The following is a 19,472-nucleotide window of genomic DNA, read 5'->3' as shown; positions in this document are numbered from 1 at the left end:
ATATCACTCATACTCGATCGTCGCGGGGGGTTTCGGGGTGACGTCGTAGACGACCCGGGAGACGCCGGGGATCTCGGCGGTGATCCGGGTCGCCATCCGCGACAGCGTCTCGTAGGGGAGGAGCAGCGGGTCGGCGGTCATCCCGTCCCGCGACTGAACAGCCCGGACGGCGACGATCCAGCCGTGGAGCCGGACGTCTCCCTTGACCCCGGTCCCGAGCCCGATCAGTGCTGCAAAACACTGCCAGGGGCGGAACTCCTCCACCAGGCACTCCTCGACGATGGCGTTCGCCTCCCGGGCGATCGCGACCTTCTCCTTCGTCACCTCACCGAGCACCCGGACGGCGAGCCCCGGGCCCGGGAAGGGCATCCGGTGCTGGATCTCCGCCGGGAGCCCGAGCCCGCCGGCGACCTCGCGGACCTCGTCCTTGTAGAGGTCGGCAAGCGGCTCGATGACGCCTTTGAACTCGATATCGAGGGGCATGCCGCCGACGTTGTGGTGGCTCTTGATGCCCCCCTCGCTCTCGATGCGGTCGGGGTAGATCGTCCCCTGCAGGAGCATCGTCGCTCCGGTCCGTTTCGCTTCCCGCTCGAAGATCCGGACGAACTTCTCGCCGATAGCCTTGCGCTTCTCCTCGGGATCGACGATGCCCGCGAGAGCCTCGAAGAACTCGTCTGCGGCATCCACGACACGGAGGTTCGCGTCGGCAAAGAGCGACCGGATGCGATCGGTCTCTCCCTTCCGCATGAGGCCGGTATCCACGTATATCGGCACAAGGCGGTCGCCTATCGCGCGGGTCGCGAGCGCCGCGCAGACCGACGAGTCCACGCCGCCGGAGAGCGCCATCACGACCTTATCCTCGCCGGCAGCATTGCGTATCTCACTGACTGCCCGGTCGATAAACTTCTCGACGTTTACCATTCTGCTGTCTCACCTGATCTCTGATGATTTATTCTTCTTGCATGCCTCTACAAAGCCGATGTAGGGGGGGGAGGGTTTTGTCGGGCTCGATCTGAACTCGGGGTGGAACTGCGTCGCGAGGTAGAAGGGGTGCTCGGGGATCTCGCAGACCTCCATCCGCGGCCCGCAGGCACCCGAAAAGACGAGCCCGGCGCCTTCGAGGTCGGCGATGAACTCCGGGTTCACCTCGTAGCGGTGGCGGTGCCGCTCCACGATTGCCGTTCTGCCGTAGAGACCGGCCACCCTCGTCCCCTCTTTCAGGACGACGTCGCAGTTCCCGAGACGCATCGTGCCCCCGAGGTCGCTGACGCCCTCCTGCTCGGGCAGGATGGCGATGACGTGCGCCCCCTCACCCATCTCTTCGCTCGTGGCGTCCTCGATGCCGAGGACGTGCCGCGCGTACTCGATCACCGAGAGCTGGAACCCGAGGCAGAGGCCGAGGTAGGGCTTTTTGTTCTCGCGGGCGTACCGGATCGCCCGGATCTTCCCCTCAATGCCGCGCTTCCCGAACCCGCCCGGGATCAGGATGCCGTCGACGTCGGCGAGATCGCGGACCTCGAACGTCTCCGCGTCCAGCCAGCGGATCTTCACCTCGGTGGAGAGCGCTCTTCCGGCGTGCTTGAGCGACTCCTTGATGGACATGTAGACGTCCTCGATCCCGTACTTGCTGACGATGGCGACCGTCACCCGGTTCGTGTACTCCTGCGAGACGACCCGGTACCACGCGGGATCCGGTTCCCGGTTATTGAGGGAGAGGTAATTGCAGACGACTTCCGCGAGCCCTTCCTTCTCCAGCTCCATCGGGATCTGGTAGATGTCCGGTGCGTCCTTTGCGGAGACGACGGCTTTTACCGGGACGTCGGTGAAGGTGGATATCTTCTTCTTCGTCTGCGGCCCGATCACGTCGCTGCTTCTCGCGACGATGATGTCGGGCTGCAGCCCGAGTTCGCGGAGCGCCTTCACCGAGTGCTGCGTGGGTTTGGTCTTGAAGTCCCCCATCGTGTCCATCGGGACCAGGGTGACGTGAACCAGGATCATCTCTTCCGGCGCGAGTTCGCCGTGCATCTGCCGTACGGCCTCAAGGAACGGCATGCTCTCGATGTCGCCCACCGTGCCGCCGACCTCAACCATGCAGATATCGGCAACCTTGCCGCCGTTGACCGCTTCCTCGGCCGCGCAGCTGATGCAGTGCTTGATCTCGTCGGTGATGTGGGGGATGATCTGGACGGTCGCCCCGAGGAAATCCCCGCGCCGCTCTTTCTCGATGACGTTCCGGTAGACCTTGCCCGTCGTGATGTTGTGGATCGACTTGAGGTTGATGTCCAGGAACCGCTCGTAGTTGCCTAAGTCGAGGTCGACTTCCCCGCCGTCGGAGAGGACGAATACTTCACCGTGCTGGGCGGGGTTCATGGTGCCGGCGTCGATGTTCAGGTACGGGTCGATCTTCACCGCCGTTACCAGGTAGCCGCGGTTTTTCAAGAGGCGGCCGATGGATGCGGTGGTGATGCCTTTCCCGAGCCCGCTCATGACGCCGCCGGTTACAACGATATACTTCAAACTCTCGTTCCCCTCCGGTTGTGCCGGATGCTCTATCTTATGTATGTGATCCCGGGTATTGAGAATGTATTGTTCCGGCAGTCCCGGGGAATCCCCGGCGGCGCAAAGAGGGCTTCCCCGGGGGGGCGTCCCGGCGCTACCCCTCGATGACCGCGAACGATGTCGACGTCCGGGAGAGAAGTGTATCGTCCGCCGCGCTCCTGACCTCCCCGTCTGCAAACGCCACCCGGCGGCCTTTGCGGACGACCCGCCCGGTGGCGACGATCGTCCCCGTGCTGACGCCTTTCATGAAACTGGTGTGCTCGTCGATCGTGGCGATCCTCTCGTTCTCGGCAAGGAGCGTATACAGCGCAAGCGCAATCGCCTCGTCGGCGAGCGCCACGTAGATCCCGCCCTGGAGCCACCCGGCGCCGTTCAGCATATCCGGCCGGACCTCCATGCTGAGGCGCGCCCGCCCGTCGCCGTATTCATCCACATCTATCCCCATCAGTTTGAAGAAGGGATTCGCGTCCCTCCCGACCCGTTTTAGTTCGTCAATGTAGCCCACGCGACCACACCTGCCTCCCGGAGGATATGGGGTCTGTCGGGATAAACGTTATGAAGACCGGTGCCGGATACGAAATCCGATTCGTTTACCCTGCTCGTTTGCCGGCAGGAGTTCGGGGTCCCGGCGGCGGGACCCGGTGCCGCCTCTCCACCCCTGAAAAACCTTGTTGCGCGAGATCTCCATTTAACGAGCCATATACGGGATTTAACGTTCTCTCCCGGCCGGGGAGACCTGAAGGACATATAACAACAAATATCTCTTCAACTCTCAACCAGTACGATATGGAAGAAGCGTGGCAGCCCGAGGCGCTCCGGAACCGGCGGCTCGAGCAGCTCCGGGCTACCATGGACGATTACATCGCAAAGAACACCGGACTGGTCGAGGGGAACCTCCCGGTCTTCTTCGGCCACGTTGCCGCCACGCTCGACAAGACGTTTCCCGACCTCGACGACAGGACCTACGACGACTTCATCGATGCGACCGCTTTTACCCTCCTCAACGTCACGCGCGAGGCCCCGACGACGGAGTTTCTCGAGAAGTTCCTGCGGCACGCCATGGGAAACAAGCGACGCCGCAAGGGACGGGCAACGCTCGACGTGATTGTGGCCCTGAGGTTGATCGACTCCGGCAACTACTACCAGGCGATCGAGTACCTTATGCCCCACAGGAGTTACGACGGTCGCACCAACGCTGCGGTCGCCTACTGCTACTACGCTCTCTCCCTCGCGAAGAACCAGAAGTCGAGACTTCGCCCCGACGACCTGGAACTGCACGCCCGCGAGGAGATGCTGAACGTCTCCCGTGTCCGCGCCCCGCTCAACCGTCTCGCGCTCTTCAATCGCAAGGACAACCGGCTGAACACGATCTTCTGGTTCATGCTGGATCTGGCGTTCACCTGGTTCCCGAGCGAACCGGAGTTCTACCGCATGGGCATCACCAAAACGAAGGACGATGGCGATATCGAGCGCCGGAACCATCTCCTTGCTCATGCAACGGAGCGGTTCTCGGACGATCGGTTCTTCCTCGCGGAGGCGTTCAACACCCGCGTGGAGTTGCGCAACGGGAGCGGTGCCGCCGCTGTCGTCAAACAGATGATGCAGCAGTTCCCGAACGACCTCGAACCGCTCTACTACGGGATGAAACTCGCAATTCTCGGAGCCCAGCCGAGATCCTATGCGACGTTCCGAAAACTGGCGATCTTAAAAGAGTTCCCCCGGTTTCTGCTCTTGATGCTCGATACCGTCTTCGAGGTCATGAGGAACCACAAAACGGAGAGTTACGTCTGCTTCGAGGAGGCAAAGAAGGCCTCACCCGGGCGAGACTACTACATCACGTCGCTGGAGTACATCCTCCGCGACTTCATCGAAGGGGACGAAGAGCGGGCGAAACGCGCGAGATCTGCGTTCTTTATGTCCGTAGATCAGTACTGCATGCAGATCCTGAAGGTCAGGGAGTGACGGAGAATGGGTGTCGCGCTGCAAAGGTCTCCTCCCCGGTGGGGAATCCTGAGATCACCCGTTGCTTCAAACCGGTGTCGAAATGCCGGTGTTCTTCCGGAAAATAGGTTAAATCGCCCCATTTCAAAAATAACGGGGAGAGACAGAACGATGCATATATCTATCTCGAAAAGCAAAATCTCCTGTGAGCGGCGCTTACAGGCCCGAATAATCAGATATATCGTGGAGGACCGGTTACGATGACGGGAAACAAGACAACCCGGGACGGCGCCCCCGAATCGCCGGACCTTGGAGCGGACACCTGCCTCTCGATCCTCCGTGAAACGCCGGACGGCCTCGTTCTGGTGGACGGCGAAGGCAGATGCCGGTACCTGAACCCGGCGTTCACCCGGATCACCGGGTATACCCTGGAGGATGTTCCGACGCTCGCTCAATGGTTCGAGCGTGCCCACCCGAACCCGGCGTACCGCCGGAAGGTGCAGGGACCGGGGGAGGAACTGTTCTCAGGCGCCCGGGACCTCCTGGTTGCCAGCGTGGTCTGCCGGGACGGCAGGGTGCGCGATATCGAGATCCGGCGAGCGGCGGTCGAGGGCGGCTATGTCCTGCTCGCCGTCCGGGATGTCACCGAGCAGTGCCTGGCCGAGGAGAACCTCAGGCAGGCGACGTCCGAGTTGACCGCGGTGATCGAGGCGTTCCCCGATCTCTTCGTCCGGTTGAACGCCGACGGCACGATCCTTGAAGTCAGAGCGGGGAGGCTCGCGGAGACTCCGTTCATCTCCCGGGTGCACCTCGGGCGGCGGGTGCAGGATCTGCTCCCCGCCGGGGTGGGCGAGGCGCTTTCGGGTGCGTTGCAGGGGGTTGTCAGGGCGAATACGCCCGCAGCACCCCTTGAGTTCAGTCGCACGAACGCCGGAGAGGTCCGGCACTTCGAGGCCCGCGTCATGCCGCTACGGGAGATGCACCTGATGGTCATCATCAGGGAGATCACGGAGCGCAAGTTGGCGGAGGAGGAGTTGCACCGCCACCGCGAGCACCTGGAGGAACTCGTCGCCGAACGGACCGCCGAACTCGAGCGCGCGAACAAGCAGCTCGAGCAGCTGCTCTACTACATCGAGATGACCGAGCGCAAAGCCGCGGAGAACTGGCTGGACTCGCCGGTCGAACTGGACTCCCCGGGGACGGAAGAGCCCGGGGAGGCGAGGATCACGACAGACGCCGCCGGGACGATCGTCATCGTGGATATGGCGGCCGAACGCCTCACCGGCTACGCGGGGGACGAACTGGCCGGGAAGCCGGTCTGGTCGCTCTTTACGGGCGGGGATCTCCGGGAACTCCTCTCCCGGGAGGTGCTGGAGCAGGGTCGGGCGGCGGAGTACGCACAGGTCGTGAGTCTCGTGAGAAAAGGCGGGTCGAAAGAGGCCGTCCGTGTCTCCGGCGACCCGATCGCCGACGGCTCCGGCACCGTGATCGGGATGGTCTGCACCTTTTACAAGGCGTGAATCCTCAGAGCCGGAAGCCGTAGGACTCCGGGTGTACCGCTCCCGGGTCCTGGGGCGCAACGGCGACCCCGATCTGGTCGGAGTAGAGCCCGAGCCCTTCGAGGGCGGAGAGGAGCACTTTTTCCGGCGTGTTGTTGATCTCGCTCACGTGGGCGAGCATCGCCATGTGGATGCGGTCGGCGAGCCTCTGCAGGCAGCGGGCGGCATCGGGGTTCGAGAGGTGCCCGCGTTTCGACCGTATCCGGCTCTTTAAGTAGGCGGGATACGGGCCGTTCTCAAGCATATCCGGGCAGTGGTTGCTCTCGAGGAGGACGGCGTCGCAGGATGCGAGTCTATCGAACATCGAGGTGGTGACGGTGCCGGTGTCGGTGCAGCACCCGATGCGGAGGTCGCCCTCGGTGACCGAGAACCCGCAGGGTTCCCGGGCATCGTGGGAGGCGGCGAACGGTTCGACCGAGAAGTCGCCGACGGAGAATGTCTCGCCGCACCGGCACCGCCGGATCTCTGCGGACGTTCCCCTGCACTTCGCGGTGAACGCATCGAGCGTTCCGCCGGTCGCGTAGACCGGAACCCCGAGCCTCCTTGCCAGGACGTCGACGCCCCGGATATGATCGATGTGCTCGTGCGTGACGAGTATCGCCTCGACGAGCGTTGCGTCCCCACCGGCGGCTTCGAGGCGCCGAAGGGTCTCGCGAGCGGAGAGCCCCGCGTCGATGAGCAGCGCACCCCGCTCCCCCCGGAGATAGGTGCAGTTTCCTTTGCTCCCGCTGGCGAGGACTGTCAGTTCCATTGTAGAAATGGTGGGCTGTGCGGATATTTAAGACCGGGGATGACGACGTGCAGAATGAACCCCGGAATCCGGGGCTCCAATCCCCGGTGAGAGCGGATGAACACGACGGAGGAGTCCCGGCAGGGGGCGGTCGGCCGGTTCGCCCCCGGTCTTGCCGGCGGCCGGCACGCATCGACCGGGAGAGGGTGAGGTCTCTCGTCAACACCTGCCCCGTCCGGTCGCTCGATACGACAGCGCTTCCGCCCCGGAGGGCCGGCCGAAGGAGGAAGGCGGGTTCCCGGACCCGGGTGTCGCGGTGGAGGGGAACCTGCGGCATACGTCACTATCGAACTGCTTCAATACCCGCCGGTGGCAATATCGAGTTTGTTTCTATCGAAAATGCTGTTCGCCTTTTCAATACGGTGTTTGACCATTTCGCACACAGCCCAATACACTTCATTAATCTCCATCTCGTTCAGGCCTAGTTCTTTGAATATAATTTCATCAATACTCCCCTGGGTCTCATCGGGATCCGGGATCTGTTCGCGAAGAGGCCTTGTAACAGGTAATCCGGATTCTGAAAAAATTGACATTAATCGTTTTGATCGAACTCTTCTCTCCAGGTTATTCCTGTCTTCGGGGAGGTTGACTAATACCGGGATATTACTGAAATCTTCAACAGAAATGAATAATGCGCCCTCGCCCAGACCGATCTGCCCAAATATGTTTAAGAACAATGCGAAAACCGTTGAATTTAGCATTAGCCCCAGATTCTCCTTATTCTCGGCTTTCAATGGGGATATTCCATACATCACCTTATCGATGATATTTCGGTACTTATTGTAAAATATTGAGAAATTTGTGTTAAATGTTGATCGAGTGATATACTCGGGTGTTAGTGCCCCTATCGAGTACCATCTCACCCTCGTTCTACAACTCGGTCGTTTGTCATAGCCTCGCGCCTCACCCCATTCGATGTATTTTAAAGCGTTTGTTCCCGTTAGCTCGCTTTTCCCTCTGTCGCACAGAAATATTTTAGTTTTTAGTTCTGACGGATCGATTATAAGGGAATTGAATTCTCGAGGGCTCTTGATGATGGGCTTTACAAATTCCACTTCAATGTTCCATCGGTTCAGTTCTTGTTCTGTAAGGTAAAAGAATTCGTTTGCACCCGTTGTAAAGCCTCTTTGAATCTTAGCGGTTTCGCGTAACTTAATGAATTTGCCTTTCCCTTTCTTTAAAATTGTATAGAATATATCCGGAGCCCGTAGGTACTTTCCCCATTTATTGCCGATGTACCTACCCCTCCCGAATCGGCCTTTATCACGGTCGTATTCCTCCGGATATTCCCATCCGTCCTCCAGGAGATCCTCTTGCGTGATCGAAAATATGCGGCATTCATCCGTCTGGACGATGTTTTCGATTAAATCGGTCAAATTACCTCCCTTCACCCTCGCTTGAGTCCTGTCGACGGCAATCATTGTCTCCGCCGAAACGACTTCTTCAAAAGGCTTCTTGAACATCACGAACTTTGCTGTGTTTGAAATTCCCGTCCAGGATGCTTCTACTCCTGTTCGTATTTTCTCTTCAAACGCCTCCCCACGAAGCGCCGGAGCACCAAACACAGCAATGATGGTATTCACATCCGCATGCTCGAAACTCCGTTTCGGGTTATCATAGATCGCATGGATTGGAACATATTTAAGAAGGAACTCCTGGAGGTCTTTCCCATATCCTACATCGAGCCAGGAATTCGATGTAATGAAACAGACAACCCCTTTTTCGTTAAGTAGCGAAAGGCCGTGGAAATAGAAGTAAATGTATAAATCACTCTTTCGATCGATGTTTTGAATGACAGGGAACTGTGTCCGCACCGAATGAATTAATTTCTCTTTATACTCACGCCGATCTTCAAGAGTAACCTCCGCTTTGATACGGTTCGGCGGTGAGATCATCTCCTGTCGTACGTAAGGGGGATTGCCGATTACAATATCGAATCCGTTCTTCTCGCCGAATACCTCAGCGAAATCTATATCCCAGATAAATGGCTTCTTCTCCGGGTCATCGAGGACGGATTTCACCGATTTAAGGTCTCGGCGAACGCCTTCATCGAGCCCTCTCGATCTGATACTAAACGAGACGCCTCCCGTCTCCTGCACCATCGAGTCGCCAACACGGAGGTGGAGGTTCGGATTTGGGAGAAGCGGACCTTTTCTCAGATCTTCAATCGATACGTCGGCGTCAACGATCGGGTGAAGCCACAATCTGAGTTCTGCAGCCCGCACAGCCCACGGCATCACATCGACACCATACAGGGAACGCTGAATGATACCATATTTGATATCGAAAACAGACTTCCTGGTCGATGCCATGCGGGCATACACAGTTTGATACAACTCGGTAAGAACACTGAGCATTCCGACGAGGAATGCCCCCGACCCGCAAGCAGGGTCCACGATAGAGAGATCATTCAGAATGCGCTCTATCCTAAACCAGATCTCAGGATCCCCATTGATATGACCGGTCTTTTCATCATCCTCTGGAGAGTCGAATACAAAATGGTACAGCGATTCTCCTGGCAGATCGGGCAGTTGATTCATTAACGATCCGACCAGTGCCCGGCGGCACATGAAATCAACTTCAATACGAGCTGTATAGAAAATTCCCAGGTCGTTGCGATCATAAATTTCTTCGGCAACATTGGCGAGAGATTCATACACATACCCAATCATCCGGGGATCGACTGCAACTTCCTCATCGAGAGGATCAGCCTCTCGAATGGTAAATTTATACTTCTCAAAGAAGGTAAGAACTTCGTTAAACATCTCATCAGAGACTGTAGCGCCCATTCTGTCAGTATCTTTCTCGGTAAACAGGCCCCCGTTGAGATGCGGAACTGTAAGGAGGAGACGGCTTACATCATCGGAAAACCCCGTGATCTCACTGCTCTTGTTATTAAAGGCTTTAAAGAACACCTGTGAGAGCCGATCCCGATAAAACGTATCTGTTCCGAACCTGTTTTCTGACGTATACGATGCCCAGAGCCACTTGACGAAGTGTGGTTGCTTAAGCCACCCTTTTTCCGCGATGAAATAAATGAACATTACCCGATTTAACAATTGCAGGGCAAACTCATGGGATTCCTGTCTGGAAAAGCCCTGATCGGATACACGCTCGCGCACGCGGAAAAAGAGGCGCTTATAATCCTCAAAGAACTGCCCGGCTACAGACTCAACAGTGAATGCTTCCCCCCATCGGTGCCATACTGCACGCCAGGTTGCATTTTTCTGGTACGAGAGACGAGCCAGCGTCCGGATCTCTGTATAATGAAGATCTTCCTTTTTAAGGATCAGTTTGGTAATCTTGAGTTTTCGTTTTCCTTTTTCATCCTTCACGGTCTTAGGGTAGACAAACAGAATCTCCGAATAATCTATCGTAAAAATTACCATGAACCGAAGATACTGGTGATCGAGCGTATTGGTGGCAGACCTGATGAAGGATGGAGCGAGCGAGGTCGTTTCGAGCAGAAAGACGGGAATATCCTCACCGAAACTCATCGGAGAATAGATATTGGAGATCCTTTCCTCATCCTCCTTACGGAGATCAAAAGACTCTTTCTTCCTTCGCAGAGGTCTCTCATGAATATTCTCTGCAGGATACTCTAACAACGAAAATAAAGCGGCAATATCGTCTGCTTTCGTTATTGATGGTATAAACTCTCTTAGTATCGTTTGAATTCTTACTTCTTCGGCATTATTGGTCACAATCTCAACCTCTTTTCGTTCGTACACCAATAACGACCCAGATATCCCATAATTGAAAAAATTCCGTCGGGGGGCGATACTATTCAATGGGGCTTATATCCCACCTGAATCTGCTATCAACTATTTGAAATAGGTTGTTATCTTCAATTATTAGAACTCTGTCAGGATCTTCTCAATCCCCTGAGAACGGTAATTTAGAATCTGTCAGTCCAGTGTCCCCCTTTACGTGACACGATGAAGCGCCTCCCTGAACCGCGAGAATCGGGAGGTTGCAATGACGAAACATATTCGGGGAATCCCGAAGAGGAGTCGAAATATCATGCGCCGGGTGAAGCCCGGCGATACCATACCCGGGCATGTCCGGCAGGAGAAAGAGGACGACACCATCCTCCCTCCGCGATAAGCGATCAAGGGCGCTTCGCGGGTTCCCCGGAGCACCTGCGGAAAGGCTCGACGTTCGGGGCCGAAGGGCTGGTGGCGCCCCTCACTCGCGCCGAACGACGTGAACCGACTCCGGCGTAAACGAGACCACAACCCGGCTCCCCTCCCGGATGCCGAGGTTGTCCACTGCTTTCCAGGAGAGGATGGACGAGAGCGCGAACCCGCAGTCGACCGTCACCCTGCTGAACGGGCCGCGGGGAACGACGGACGTCACGGTGCTGGGAAGGGCGTTCCTCCCCGGGGCGGCGGCGGCCCCGTCCGCCACGGCGATCCGGATATCCTCCGATCGGATGCAGAGAGAGACCGCCTCCCCCGCCTCGAACGGCGACCGTGCCCGGATCCGGACGCCGCCGGCATCGACGACGGCGGCAGCGTTCTCCCCGACGACGACGCCCTCGACGATGTTCTCGATCCCGACGAACCGGGCGACCTCCCGGCTTGCCGGGAGGGTGAAGACCTCCCGCGGCGTCCCCACCTGCGCGAACACCCCGTTCATCAGCACCCCGATCCGGTGAGCGAGCCGCTGGCCCTGGTACATGTCGTGGGTCGAGAAGACGATCGTCGTCCCGAGGTCGCGGTTGATCCGCACCGCCAGATCCTCGATCGTCGCCACCGAGACCGGGTCGAGGTTCGCGGTCGGTTCGTCGAGGAGGAGGATCTCCGGCTCGATCACCATCGCCCGGGCAAGCGCCACCCGCTGCATCTCCCCGCCCGAGAGCGTCCTTGCCCGGCGCTCCCCGTAACCCGCAAGACCGACCATATCGAGAGCTTCCTCGATACGGGTATGGATCTCGCTCTTGCTCGCGCCCCGGAACCGGAGGCCGACGGCGACGTTCTCCGCGACCGTCGCGTTGAAGACGGCGGGTTTCTGGAAGACCATCCCCATCATCCTGCGGATGGAGAGGTTTCTTTGCTCCGCGTGGATATCGGTGCCGTCCACCCGGATCGTCCCTCCCGTCGGGGTATCGAGGAGATCGATGAGGCGCAGCAGGGTCGACTTCCCCGACCCGGAGGGGCCGATGACGGCGAAGATCTCGCCCTGGTTCACCTTCCCGGTGACGCCGTCGAGCACCCGGGTGTCGCCGAAGTACTTTGAGACGTTCTCGAGTTCGATCATGGTATCACCGGTGCTGCACCGTGGTTATGGCGAGATTCACGCCGAGGGCGATCGCGAGCAGGACGAGCCCGAGCGCGATGGACTGGGAGATGTTGCCCATCGAGGTCTCGAGCGATATTGCGGTCGTCAGGACCCGGGTCGAACTCGCAAACGACGACGCCGCGATGTTGCCGCCGACGAGGATCGCCGCCCCGACCTCCGATATCGCCCGCCCGAACCCGACCGCGACGGTCGCAAGGATAGCGAACCGGGCTTCTTTCAAGATGTTCACCAGGAACTGGAGTCGGGTTGCCCCGAGCGAGCGGAGGGTGTCCCTGATCACCGGGTCGACCCCCGAGAGCGCGGAGATCGTGAGGCCGGTCATGATCGGCAGGATGAGCACCGTCTGCGCGATGATCATCGCGGTCGGGGTGAAGAGCAGCCGCATGAACCCGAACGGGCCGACGCGGGAGATGAGCAGGAATATGAGCAGCCCGACGATGACCGTCGGGAGGGAGTAGAGCGTCTGGATCAGGTTGATAAGACTCTTTCTTCCCGGGAACGTCCCGAAGTTGATCGCGGCCCCGAGCGGAACGGCGATCAGCGAGGCGACGATCGTTGCGGTGAGCGATATGGCGATGCTCCGCGCGGCGATGGCCATCACATCGGGATCAAGCGTGACGATGAGCCTGATTGCCTCCAGGAACCCCTCGACGATCTCGTACATGCTCTCCACCTCTCCGCACGCAGCTGAAGACAAAAAAGGGTGATTGTAGCAGGATCAGGCGATCGGATCCTTCACTTCAGCCTCGGTCACGCCGATCTTCTCCCAGTCGTCCTGGGCGGCGTAGAAGAGCGGCTGGCCGTACTGGTCGACACCGAAGGATGCAATCTCCTTCTGGATATCGTCGGAGATCAGGAAGTTGACCCAGTCCTTCGCGACGGTGGTGTTGGTGTCGGGGTACTTCTCGGGATTGATCTCCATCGCGCAGTAGACGTTGAGCAGGATATCGCCCTCGTCGACGAGCGCTACGAGATCGAGGTCGCCCTTGTAGGCGAGGTAGGTGCCGATGTCGGAGAGGGTGTAAGCCTGCTTCTCATTTGTCAGCGTAAGGGTCGCGCCCATGCCTGTTCCGGCCTCCTGGTACCAGTCCCCGGAGCCCTGTACATCCGTCGAGTAGTTGAACCCGGCGCCCTTCCAGATAGCCTTCTCCTTGGAGTGCGTGCCCGACGCGTCGCCGCGCGAGACGAAGACGACATCCTCACCGGCCATTCCCTTCTCGCGGATGGCGGTGAACGCCGCTTCGGGCTGCATGCCCTTGATCTCTGCCGGGTCGGACTCGGGCCCGACGAGGACGAAGTAGTTGTAGGCGAAGACGCGCCGGTTGATGCCGTAGCCGTCGGCGATGAAGGCGTCTTCACGCGCACGGTCGTGCACCATCAGGACGTCCACATCGCCCCGCTGCCCATACTCGATCGCTTTGCCGGTTCCGGCGGAGACGATCAGCACCTCGGCGTTGTACTTCTCCTCGAAGATCGGCGTGATGTGGTCGAGGAGCTTGGTGTCGTAAAGGCTGGTCGTCGTGGCGATACGGAGTTGCTGCTTCTCTACGGGTGTCGGGTCGGTTGTCGTCCCGGTACAGCCGCAGATCAGCATGAGGGCGACCATGACGGCCGCAACAGCAAAAATAATTCGTCTGTGCATGATGATCAGATTGATATATCGCGATACGTGCATTTAAGTAGATGTGTTTTGTGTTAATGGAAACTTGATATACTTAATGGATTTTATATTTGCCGGGGTTAAGGGGATGTTGTTGATTCGATCTTCACCCCACCACGATATCCCGATACGCTTCGCCGTCCGCCTCGACGTAGAGGATCGCCTTCCCCCCGATGCAGGCGGGCTTCGGGAATTTCCGCAGAGTAACGACACCTTCTTCGAGCACTGCGCCGCCCATGGTCATCACCCGGTCGACGCCGGAGGCGAGGATCGCGGCGACCGTCTGGGTGCCGCGGAGGTCGCGGGTCGTTCCCTTCTGGACGAACCGGCCGTCATTCCCCGATGCCGCAAGCCCGACCCCGGCAAGTGCGCCGATGACGCCGTCTTCGGTGCCGCCGAGCCCTTCGAGGAGGATTCCGGCCTCGCGGGCGAGCTTTCGCGCCTCATCCTGCGTCACGATGCTCGTCTTCGCGGCGAACCCGAAGCGGGAGAGGTCGCCGTTGATCCCGGGGCCGGCGGCGACGCAGATGCCCGGGTCGCTCCCCTCGATGAAGTCGGCGAGCATCATCTCCCTTGCCGTCGCGAAGACGTCGGCCGCGGTCCCGCGCTCCTCCTCCCGGATGTGGATGACCGCGGAGCTGTTATGGGTGGTGTAGGGCACGGCGGGATGGACAAAGAGCTGGTGACGGGTCACCCCCGTCACCGTATACGACCGGGCGAGTTCTGCTGCAATCGTGCGGGCGAGCCGTCCGGTCCCCCGGGACTCGCGGGTGTCGGTGTCGTCAATGCCGAGGTAGAGAGTCATGGAATCGCTCGTGTGCTGTAAAGATCTGCGCGCAACGCTAAAGAAGACTTCTCCGGAGTTAATGGAAAATGGTTGATCCGGGGCGGCCGTCACGCCCGGATGATGGTGCCGACCCGCTCCCCGTTGACGGCCTTCGCGATATTGCCGGGGACGTGGGCGTTTACCACCTTGATCTCTCTGATGTGGACGGCGTCACGGAGGAGTTCGACCGCCATCGGTTCGAGAACCATATCCTCGAGCTGCATCTCCAGGAGTTCGTCGGCCGTGATCTCCGCGATGAACTCGGCGTCGGGGTTCACGAACGGGTTCTCCACATAGAGCCCATCCACGTTCTTCCCGAGGATGCAGTTCTTTCCGCCGACGACCTCCGCCATCAGGAAGGCGCCGGTATCCGTCCGGTGCGGCGGGATGCTCCCGAGTTTCGGCGGGTGCTCGTAGAGCCCGTAGGGCGGGGTGCCCTGGACGACCGGGAGCATACCGAGGGATATGAGCGAGGGGAGGTCCAGGAGGTCGCCGGTCTGGATCCGGGTGCCGTTGTATTTCGAGAGGAGGAGCGAGATCATGGTCGCGTTCTGCTCGCTGATCTTGCCCGCGAGTTCCGCGAGCACCCCCGTCGGCATCCCGAGATCGATCCCGACGTCGAGGATGTGCCGGACCCGGGCGCCGCCGCCGGTGGCGACCAGGATCTTGTGGTCCCGGGAGAGTTCGCCGATCTCCTCCATCAGCGGATGAACGACCTCCCGCCCGTAATCGATGACGCCGTGGCCGCCGATCTTGACAACGTTTAAGTCCGGCATGATCCGGATCTGCCGGACCTCCCCGGTCTCGCGGAGCAGGCTCCGCCGGACCAGGCTCTCGCCCTTGAGTCTCGATCCCATCTCGAATCGCTCTGCCATGGTTAGTCTCCTCATAGCATATGTGGGCGTAAGTATTAAGTGTCTTCGTGGTATATCTGCTGATATACCAATTGGTTGTGGGGTGAAGAAGTAATGAAGATCTACGCACGAGAACGCCAGAAAGTCGGTACCGGCGTGAAGCAGCCCCGGTTCCGCGTTGTCGCCGTCGTCGAAGAGCAGGGCGAAGAAAAGCACCTGAAGGTGGAGGGGACCCACTTCAGGAAGGTCGAACTCGAACAGATTGCAAAGGACATCGGCGCCGAGATCGTCTACCTCGAGGGGATGCCCGAGGAAGAGCGCGGCGAAATGAAGGCGGAAGCAGCGTAACCGAACCGACCTCTTTTTTTCCGCCGGGCGCGACTACTGGTACGATCGGATGTCCACACACGACGATATCTTTGAGGCGGCCGCGAGGATCCTTCTCCTGGATGACCGGTGCGTAACCCTCAGTTTCTCCCCGGAGGGCGTCTCGTTCCGTTTCCCGACGACCCGGAAACTTGCCGAGCACCTCGGGATCCCGCACTACTACGTCCTCCCCCGGTTCGGGGAGATGGAGCGCGACGGGCTGATCCGCCGGGCCGAGCGGGTCGGGATCTCCACCACGGCCGCGGGGACACAGCGGCTCCTCTCGATCATGGCGGAGCGCTACCCGGAGCGCGCAGAAGAGATCCTCGGCGCTGCGGTCTTTCCGGTGCTCCAGGCGCGCTCCGGCGGGTATGAGAGGGATTAACTCTCCCGCCCGCCCACCCACCTCACTCTATATGCAGACGAGCGATCCGGCCCTCATCGGCGGGGTGCCCCTTGATGCATTCTTTGCGTTCCTCCTCGCTCTTGTCGTGTTTCTCTTCCTCGGTAACCTCGCCTACATGCTTCTCCGGCAGGCACTCGACGGGCGCACCTCCCCGGGAACGGCCAAGTGGGCGGCGGCCATCCTGCAGTACGCCGTCATCATCTGCGGGGTCTACGCGAGCGCGCGCTACCTCCTCGACTTCGATCTCACGGCTGTTGCCGCATCGCTCGGGATCCTCGGCATCATCGTGGCCGTCTCGTCGACCCAGATCACCCAGAACGTCCTTGCCGGCATCCTGATCACCATCAACCGCCCGGTCCAGCTCGAAGAGTGGATCGTCGTCGGGGAGATGCCGTCGACGGGGCTGTGCAAGGTGCATGATATCTCGTTCACGACGACGATCCTCCAGGGGCTCGACGGCGGTCTGATCCTCACCCCGAACTCGAACATCATCACCTCAAAGGTCATCAACTACTCCCGCGCCGGGCTCCAGGAGATCGCGATCCCGCTCACCGTCCCGGTCACCGCGGATCTTGGGCGGGTGCAGGAGATCGCGATCCCGCTCACCGTCCCGGTCACCGCGGATCTTGGGCGGGTGCAGGAGATCGCGATCCCGCTCACCGTCCCGCTCACCGCGGATCTTGGGCGGGTGCAGGAGATCGCCCTCGCGGCAGCCCGCGACCATCCCCGAATCCTGCCCCACGTCGAGCCGGCCGAACGCTCAGCGGTCCAGAGCCTCTTCGACCTCCCCTACATCGGGCGCCTCTCCTCCGACCTCCCCCATATCGGCCTTGCGATCTTCGAGCCGAAGGTACAGGTCACGTCGATCAGGGAGGAGTGGGTCCGGCTGACGGTGCGGGTCTGGATCCGGGAGATCCCCGAGAGAGACCGGATCGTCTCCGGGTATCTCGATGCCGTCATCGGGCGGCTGAAGGCCGAAGACCTCCTTGAAGCAAAGAAACCGGAGAAGGGGCCCGCGCCGGAGAACCCGGTGTGACGGGCTTCGTCGCTTTAGGAAAAAGGGTAGACGCGGGCCGCCGAAGGCCGCGAGTCCTCACGCGGACTCTTCATACTCCCGGAGATCCTTTGGCGAGAAACTCCGGACCTTCACCTCCTCGATGCGCCGCGCGTCGACCCAGCCGCTCCTGACCTCGTCGCGGTGGTCGAACTGGCGGACGTAGGGCTTGATGTCGAGGAGCGGCGTGCCGTCCAGCACGTCGATCCCGCGGACCCGGACGGTGTTGCCTTCGACGGCGATGACCTCGACGAGGGAGATCCCGATCGGGTTCGGGCGGTTGCAGTGGCGTATGGCAAAGATCCCGCGTTCCCTGCTGCCGTCGGCGAACGGACGCTGGCGCAGGGAAAACCCGTTTACCCGGTGAAAGTGGTAGAGGAGGTAGATGTGGGAGAACCCATCGAGCCCCTCCAGCCCGTCGGCGTACCCGGGAGCGACCTCGATCGCCCCCTCTGCTTCAGAGAAGATGCTCTGGATGGGTGTGGTGTCCCCGTCGGTGAACGGCGATCGGATGGTCCCGATGATCCGGTAGGTGGCGGTCTCCATGGGTTCATGCTCCTTGTGCCCCGTCAGGGTCTCATCCCCGTCGAGGTAATGGAGGCGAGCGGTTCGGATTCCGCAGTTCCGGCAGTTTCCGGCGTATCGGGCGCGGTTCCGGTGCACCTGTACGAAGAAGCGATAGTTGCCGTAAAAAACGGTGGAAGAACGGAAGGGTGGTGCGCTTTCATAGGGATTATTACTCGATAGAGCAAAATAAGCGTTTACATTCACCACAATGATAACTTCTGCAGTTTACCCTGACGCAGCTGCTGAAAAAGTATATCGACAACATTTATGATGGGGAAGCATCCTTCCAAAACCCCCAAAAAGGAGAGGAGACATAGAAGGAGAGTGCGTATGGCGGAGAACAGCGGAACGGAGGAACGGGGTATCCGGATCACCCTCGAGGAGATCGCCGGAGCGGTCGGCGACTTCGGCACCATATTCCCCATCCTGCTCGGCGTCGCGATCGTCTGCCCCGACGTGAACGTCAGCCACTTCTTCCTCTTCGTCGCCGCCTGGTTCATCATCACCGGGCTCTACTACCGCCTTCCCATCCCCATCGAGCCGATGAAGGCGATTGGGGCCGTCGTCATCGCGGAAGGACTCTGTGCTGGCGAGATCGTGGCCTCGGGGATCATCGTCGGGGTGCTCTTCCTCGCGATCGGCCTCGTCGGCGGGATGGCCTGGCTTGAGGACCGGATCCCGAGAAGCGTCATCCGCGGCGTGCAGGCCGGGCTTGCGCTCCTCCTCCTCCGGACGTCGCTCGGCTACATCGTCGCCGACCCGCTCGTTGCAGTGCTCGCGATCGCGGTCATCGTTGCCTTCTTTATCGCGTCGCAGCGCACCCGGATCCCGGACATCTCCGCCCTCCTCGTCCTCATCATCGGGCTTGCCGTCGGGATCGCCGCGCAGGGGATGCCGCCGTTCCGCCTGATGCCCCTCCCCGCCCTCGTCCTCCCGATGCCGTCGGACTTCATCGCCGGCACCTGGGACCTCGTCCTCCCGCAGGTGCCGCTCACGATAGCAAACGCCATCCTCGCGACGTCCCTCCTCACCTACGACCTCTTCCCGAAGAAGGGCGTCGATCCCGACCGGCTCTCCCGGACGATCGGGGCGATGAACCTCGTCTCGACGCCGCTCGGCGGGTTTCCGATGTGCCACGGCGCCGGGGGGCTCGCGGCGATGTACCGGTTCGGCGCGAGGACCGGCGGGGCGAACATCGTCGCCGGGATCTTCATCCTCATCTTCGCCGTCGCGTTTGCCCCGCCGGAGGTCCTGACCCTCATCCCCCTGGGGATCTTCGGCGCGCTCCTGGTCTTCGTGGCGCTCGAACTCGGGAAGCACAGCGCGAAGACGGAGTCTTACCTGGTCACGGGGGTCATCGCCGTCCTCACCCTCGTGGTCGGTCTCACCGTCGCGTTCATCGTCGGGATGGTCCTTGCATATGCGCTGGAGCGGTGGGGGAAGGGGAGAGCATCCCGGAGTTGATGGGCCGCGGCCTTATCCTTCCGGAGATCTGTAACCCCCACCCCACCCAGCCTTCGGCCTCCTCCCCCGCCCCCAAGGGGCGGGGGCAGTCATGGCGATACCCTCTGGAAAGCCGGAAATGA

18 protein-coding genes are annotated in these 19,472 nt (G+C 60.2%); 7 read left to right on the top strand and 11 right to left on the bottom strand.

The window, feature by feature from the left end:
• Positions 1–3: 3 nt before the first annotated feature.
• The 3 genes from guaA to L21_RS01130 all read right to left on the bottom strand — a co-directional run bounded on the left by guaA (position 4) and on the right by L21_RS01130 (position 3,064).
• The gene (gene guaA, locus L21_RS01140) at positions 4–921 is read right to left on the bottom strand and encodes a glutamine-hydrolyzing GMP synthase (protein ID WP_074368659.1); all 918 of its coding nucleotides are present in this window, start codon (positions 919–921) and stop codon (positions 4–6) included.
• A gap of 9 nt (positions 922–930) precedes the next feature.
• Positions 931–2,517, bottom strand: coding sequence for a CTP synthase (locus L21_RS01135; protein ID WP_074368658.1), 1,587 nt, complete (start codon positions 2,515–2,517; stop codon positions 931–933).
• A gap of 136 nt (positions 2,518–2,653) precedes the next feature.
• On the bottom strand, positions 2,654–3,064 hold the full coding sequence (locus L21_RS01130) for a PaaI family thioesterase (RefSeq protein WP_074368657.1): 411 nt from the start codon (positions 3,062–3,064) through the stop codon (positions 2,654–2,656).
• Between the two features lie 281 nt (positions 3,065–3,345).
• Here L21_RS01130 and L21_RS01125 point away from each other — a divergent pair, with 281 nt between their 5' ends.
• Complete coding sequence (locus L21_RS01125; protein WP_074368656.1) at positions 3,346–4,521, top strand: hypothetical protein; 1,176 nt, start codon at positions 3,346–3,348, stop codon at positions 4,519–4,521.
• 239 nt (positions 4,522–4,760) lie between these two features.
• Positions 4,761–6,020, top strand: a complete 1,260-nt coding sequence (locus L21_RS01120; RefSeq protein WP_074368655.1) for a PAS domain S-box protein — start codon at positions 4,761–4,763, stop codon at positions 6,018–6,020.
• 4 nt (positions 6,021–6,024) lie between these two features.
• On the opposite strand, the gene L21_RS01115 is transcribed toward L21_RS01120, so the two are convergent.
• Positions 6,025–6,810, bottom strand: coding sequence for an MBL fold metallo-hydrolase (locus tag L21_RS01115; protein WP_074368654.1), 786 nt, complete (start codon positions 6,808–6,810; stop codon positions 6,025–6,027).
• Between the two features lie 335 nt (positions 6,811–7,145).
• Positions 7,146–10,580: an Eco57I restriction-modification methylase domain-containing protein gene (locus tag L21_RS01110; RefSeq protein WP_074368653.1), complete on the bottom strand. Its 3,435-nt coding sequence runs from the start codon at positions 10,578–10,580 to the stop codon at positions 7,146–7,148.
• A 247-nt stretch (positions 10,581–10,827) separates the two neighbouring features.
• Here L21_RS01110 and L21_RS14360 point away from each other — a divergent pair, with 247 nt between their 5' ends.
• On the top strand, positions 10,828–10,956 hold the full coding sequence (locus L21_RS14360; RefSeq protein WP_256711858.1) for an EVE domain-containing protein: 129 nt from the start codon (positions 10,828–10,830) through the stop codon (positions 10,954–10,956).
• A gap of 81 nt (positions 10,957–11,037) precedes the next feature.
• Here the strand turns inward: L21_RS14360 and L21_RS01105 are convergent, their stop codons facing one another.
• The 5 genes from L21_RS01105 to L21_RS01085 all read right to left on the bottom strand — a co-directional run bounded on the left by L21_RS01105 (position 11,038) and on the right by L21_RS01085 (position 15,514).
• A complete protein-coding gene (locus tag L21_RS01105) occupies positions 11,038–12,111 on the bottom strand; it encodes an ABC transporter ATP-binding protein (RefSeq protein WP_074368652.1) in 1,074 nt (357 codons plus the stop codon).
• Positions 12,112–12,115: 4 nt separating this feature from the next.
• Positions 12,116–12,817, bottom strand: coding sequence for an ABC transporter permease (locus L21_RS01100; RefSeq protein ID WP_074368651.1), 702 nt, complete (start codon positions 12,815–12,817; stop codon positions 12,116–12,118).
• A 54-nt stretch (positions 12,818–12,871) separates the two neighbouring features.
• Entirely contained in the window at positions 12,872–13,795 is a 924-nt protein-coding gene (locus L21_RS01095; protein ID WP_074368685.1) for an ABC transporter substrate-binding protein, read from the bottom strand.
• A gap of 124 nt (positions 13,796–13,919) precedes the next feature.
• On the bottom strand, positions 13,920–14,618 hold the full coding sequence (locus L21_RS01090; protein ID WP_074368650.1) for an ABC transporter substrate-binding protein: 699 nt from the start codon (positions 14,616–14,618) through the stop codon (positions 13,920–13,922).
• A gap of 89 nt (positions 14,619–14,707) precedes the next feature.
• Complete coding sequence (locus L21_RS01085) at positions 14,708–15,514, bottom strand: amino acid kinase family protein (RefSeq protein ID WP_074368649.1); 807 nt, start codon at positions 15,512–15,514, stop codon at positions 14,708–14,710.
• Positions 15,515–15,607: 93 nt separating this feature from the next.
• On the opposite strand from L21_RS01085, the gene L21_RS01080 reads away from it, so the two are divergent.
• The 3 genes from L21_RS01080 to L21_RS13515 are packed head-to-tail and all read left to right on the top strand — an operon-like array spanning position 15,608 to position 17,301.
• Positions 15,608–15,841 carry a hypothetical protein gene (locus tag L21_RS01080; RefSeq protein ID WP_074368648.1) on the top strand — a complete coding sequence of 78 codons (234 nt, stop codon included), beginning with the start codon at positions 15,608–15,610 and terminating at the stop codon, positions 15,839–15,841.
• Between the two features lie 49 nt (positions 15,842–15,890).
• Positions 15,891–16,244 carry a hypothetical protein gene (locus tag L21_RS01075; RefSeq protein ID WP_074368647.1) on the top strand — a complete coding sequence of 118 codons (354 nt, stop codon included), beginning with the start codon at positions 15,891–15,893 and terminating at the stop codon, positions 16,242–16,244.
• 31 nt (positions 16,245–16,275) lie between these two features.
• Positions 16,276–17,301 (top strand): mechanosensitive ion channel family protein, encoded by a 1,026-nt coding sequence (locus tag L21_RS13515; protein ID WP_083608679.1) that lies wholly within the window; start codon positions 16,276–16,278, stop codon positions 17,299–17,301.
• A 57-nt stretch (positions 17,302–17,358) separates the two neighbouring features.
• Here L21_RS13515 and tsaA read toward each other — a convergent pair whose 3' ends face one another.
• On the bottom strand, positions 17,359–17,982 hold the full coding sequence (gene tsaA, locus L21_RS01065) for a tRNA (N6-threonylcarbamoyladenosine(37)-N6)-methyltransferase TrmO (protein ID WP_305954458.1): 624 nt from the start codon (positions 17,980–17,982) through the stop codon (positions 17,359–17,361).
• Between the two features lie 234 nt (positions 17,983–18,216).
• Here tsaA and L21_RS01060 point away from each other — a divergent pair, with 234 nt between their 5' ends.
• Positions 18,217–19,350: a putative sulfate/molybdate transporter gene (locus L21_RS01060; RefSeq protein ID WP_074368646.1), complete on the top strand. Its 1,134-nt coding sequence runs from the start codon at positions 18,217–18,219 to the stop codon at positions 19,348–19,350.
• The last annotated feature ends 122 nt before the right edge of the window (positions 19,351–19,472 follow it).

Origin of the sequence: Methanoculleus chikugoensis (assembly GCF_900095385.1) — an archaeon.
Classification (GTDB): Archaea; Halobacteriota; Methanomicrobia; order Methanomicrobiales; family Methanoculleaceae; genus Methanoculleus; species Methanoculleus chikugoensis_A.
The sequence above is the reverse complement of the archived record's forward strand: the minus strand, read 5'-3'. Positions and strand labels throughout refer to the sequence as shown.

Bases quoted from the DNA above. Each gene is read 5' to 3' on its own strand.
- guaA (WP_074368659.1), bottom strand. From the start codon at position 921: ATGGTAAACGTCGAGAAGTTTATCGACCGGGCAGTCAGTGAGATACGC.
- L21_RS01125 (WP_074368656.1), top strand. From the start codon at position 3,346: ATGGAAGAAGCGTGGCAGCCCGAGGCGCTCCGGAACCGGCGGCTCGAG.
- L21_RS01120 (WP_074368655.1), top strand. From the start codon at position 4,761: ATGACGGGAAACAAGACAACCCGGGACGGCGCCCCCGAATCGCCGGAC.
- L21_RS01115 (WP_074368654.1), bottom strand. From the start codon at position 6,810: ATGGAACTGACAGTCCTCGCCAGCGGGAGCAAAGGAAACTGCACCTAT.
- L21_RS14360 (WP_256711858.1), top strand. From the start codon at position 10,828: ATGACGAAACATATTCGGGGAATCCCGAAGAGGAGTCGAAATATCATG.
- L21_RS01105 (WP_074368652.1), bottom strand. From the start codon at position 12,111: ATGATCGAACTCGAGAACGTCTCAAAGTACTTCGGCGACACCCGGGTG.
- L21_RS01100 (WP_074368651.1), bottom strand. From the start codon at position 12,817: ATGTACGAGATCGTCGAGGGGTTCCTGGAGGCAATCAGGCTCATCGTC.
- L21_RS01095 (WP_074368685.1), bottom strand. From the start codon at position 13,795: ATGCACAGACGAATTATTTTTGCTGTTGCGGCCGTCATGGTCGCCCTC.
- L21_RS01090 (WP_074368650.1), bottom strand. From the start codon at position 14,618: ATGACTCTCTACCTCGGCATTGACGACACCGACACCCGCGAGTCCCGG.
- L21_RS01085 (WP_074368649.1), bottom strand. From the start codon at position 15,514: ATGGCAGAGCGATTCGAGATGGGATCGAGACTCAAGGGCGAGAGCCTG.
- L21_RS01080 (WP_074368648.1), top strand. From the start codon at position 15,608: ATGAAGATCTACGCACGAGAACGCCAGAAAGTCGGTACCGGCGTGAAG.
- L21_RS01075 (WP_074368647.1), top strand. From the start codon at position 15,891: ATGTCCACACACGACGATATCTTTGAGGCGGCCGCGAGGATCCTTCTC.
- L21_RS13515 (WP_083608679.1), top strand. From the start codon at position 16,276: ATGCAGACGAGCGATCCGGCCCTCATCGGCGGGGTGCCCCTTGATGCA.
- L21_RS01060 (WP_074368646.1), top strand. From the start codon at position 18,217: ATGGCGGAGAACAGCGGAACGGAGGAACGGGGTATCCGGATCACCCTC.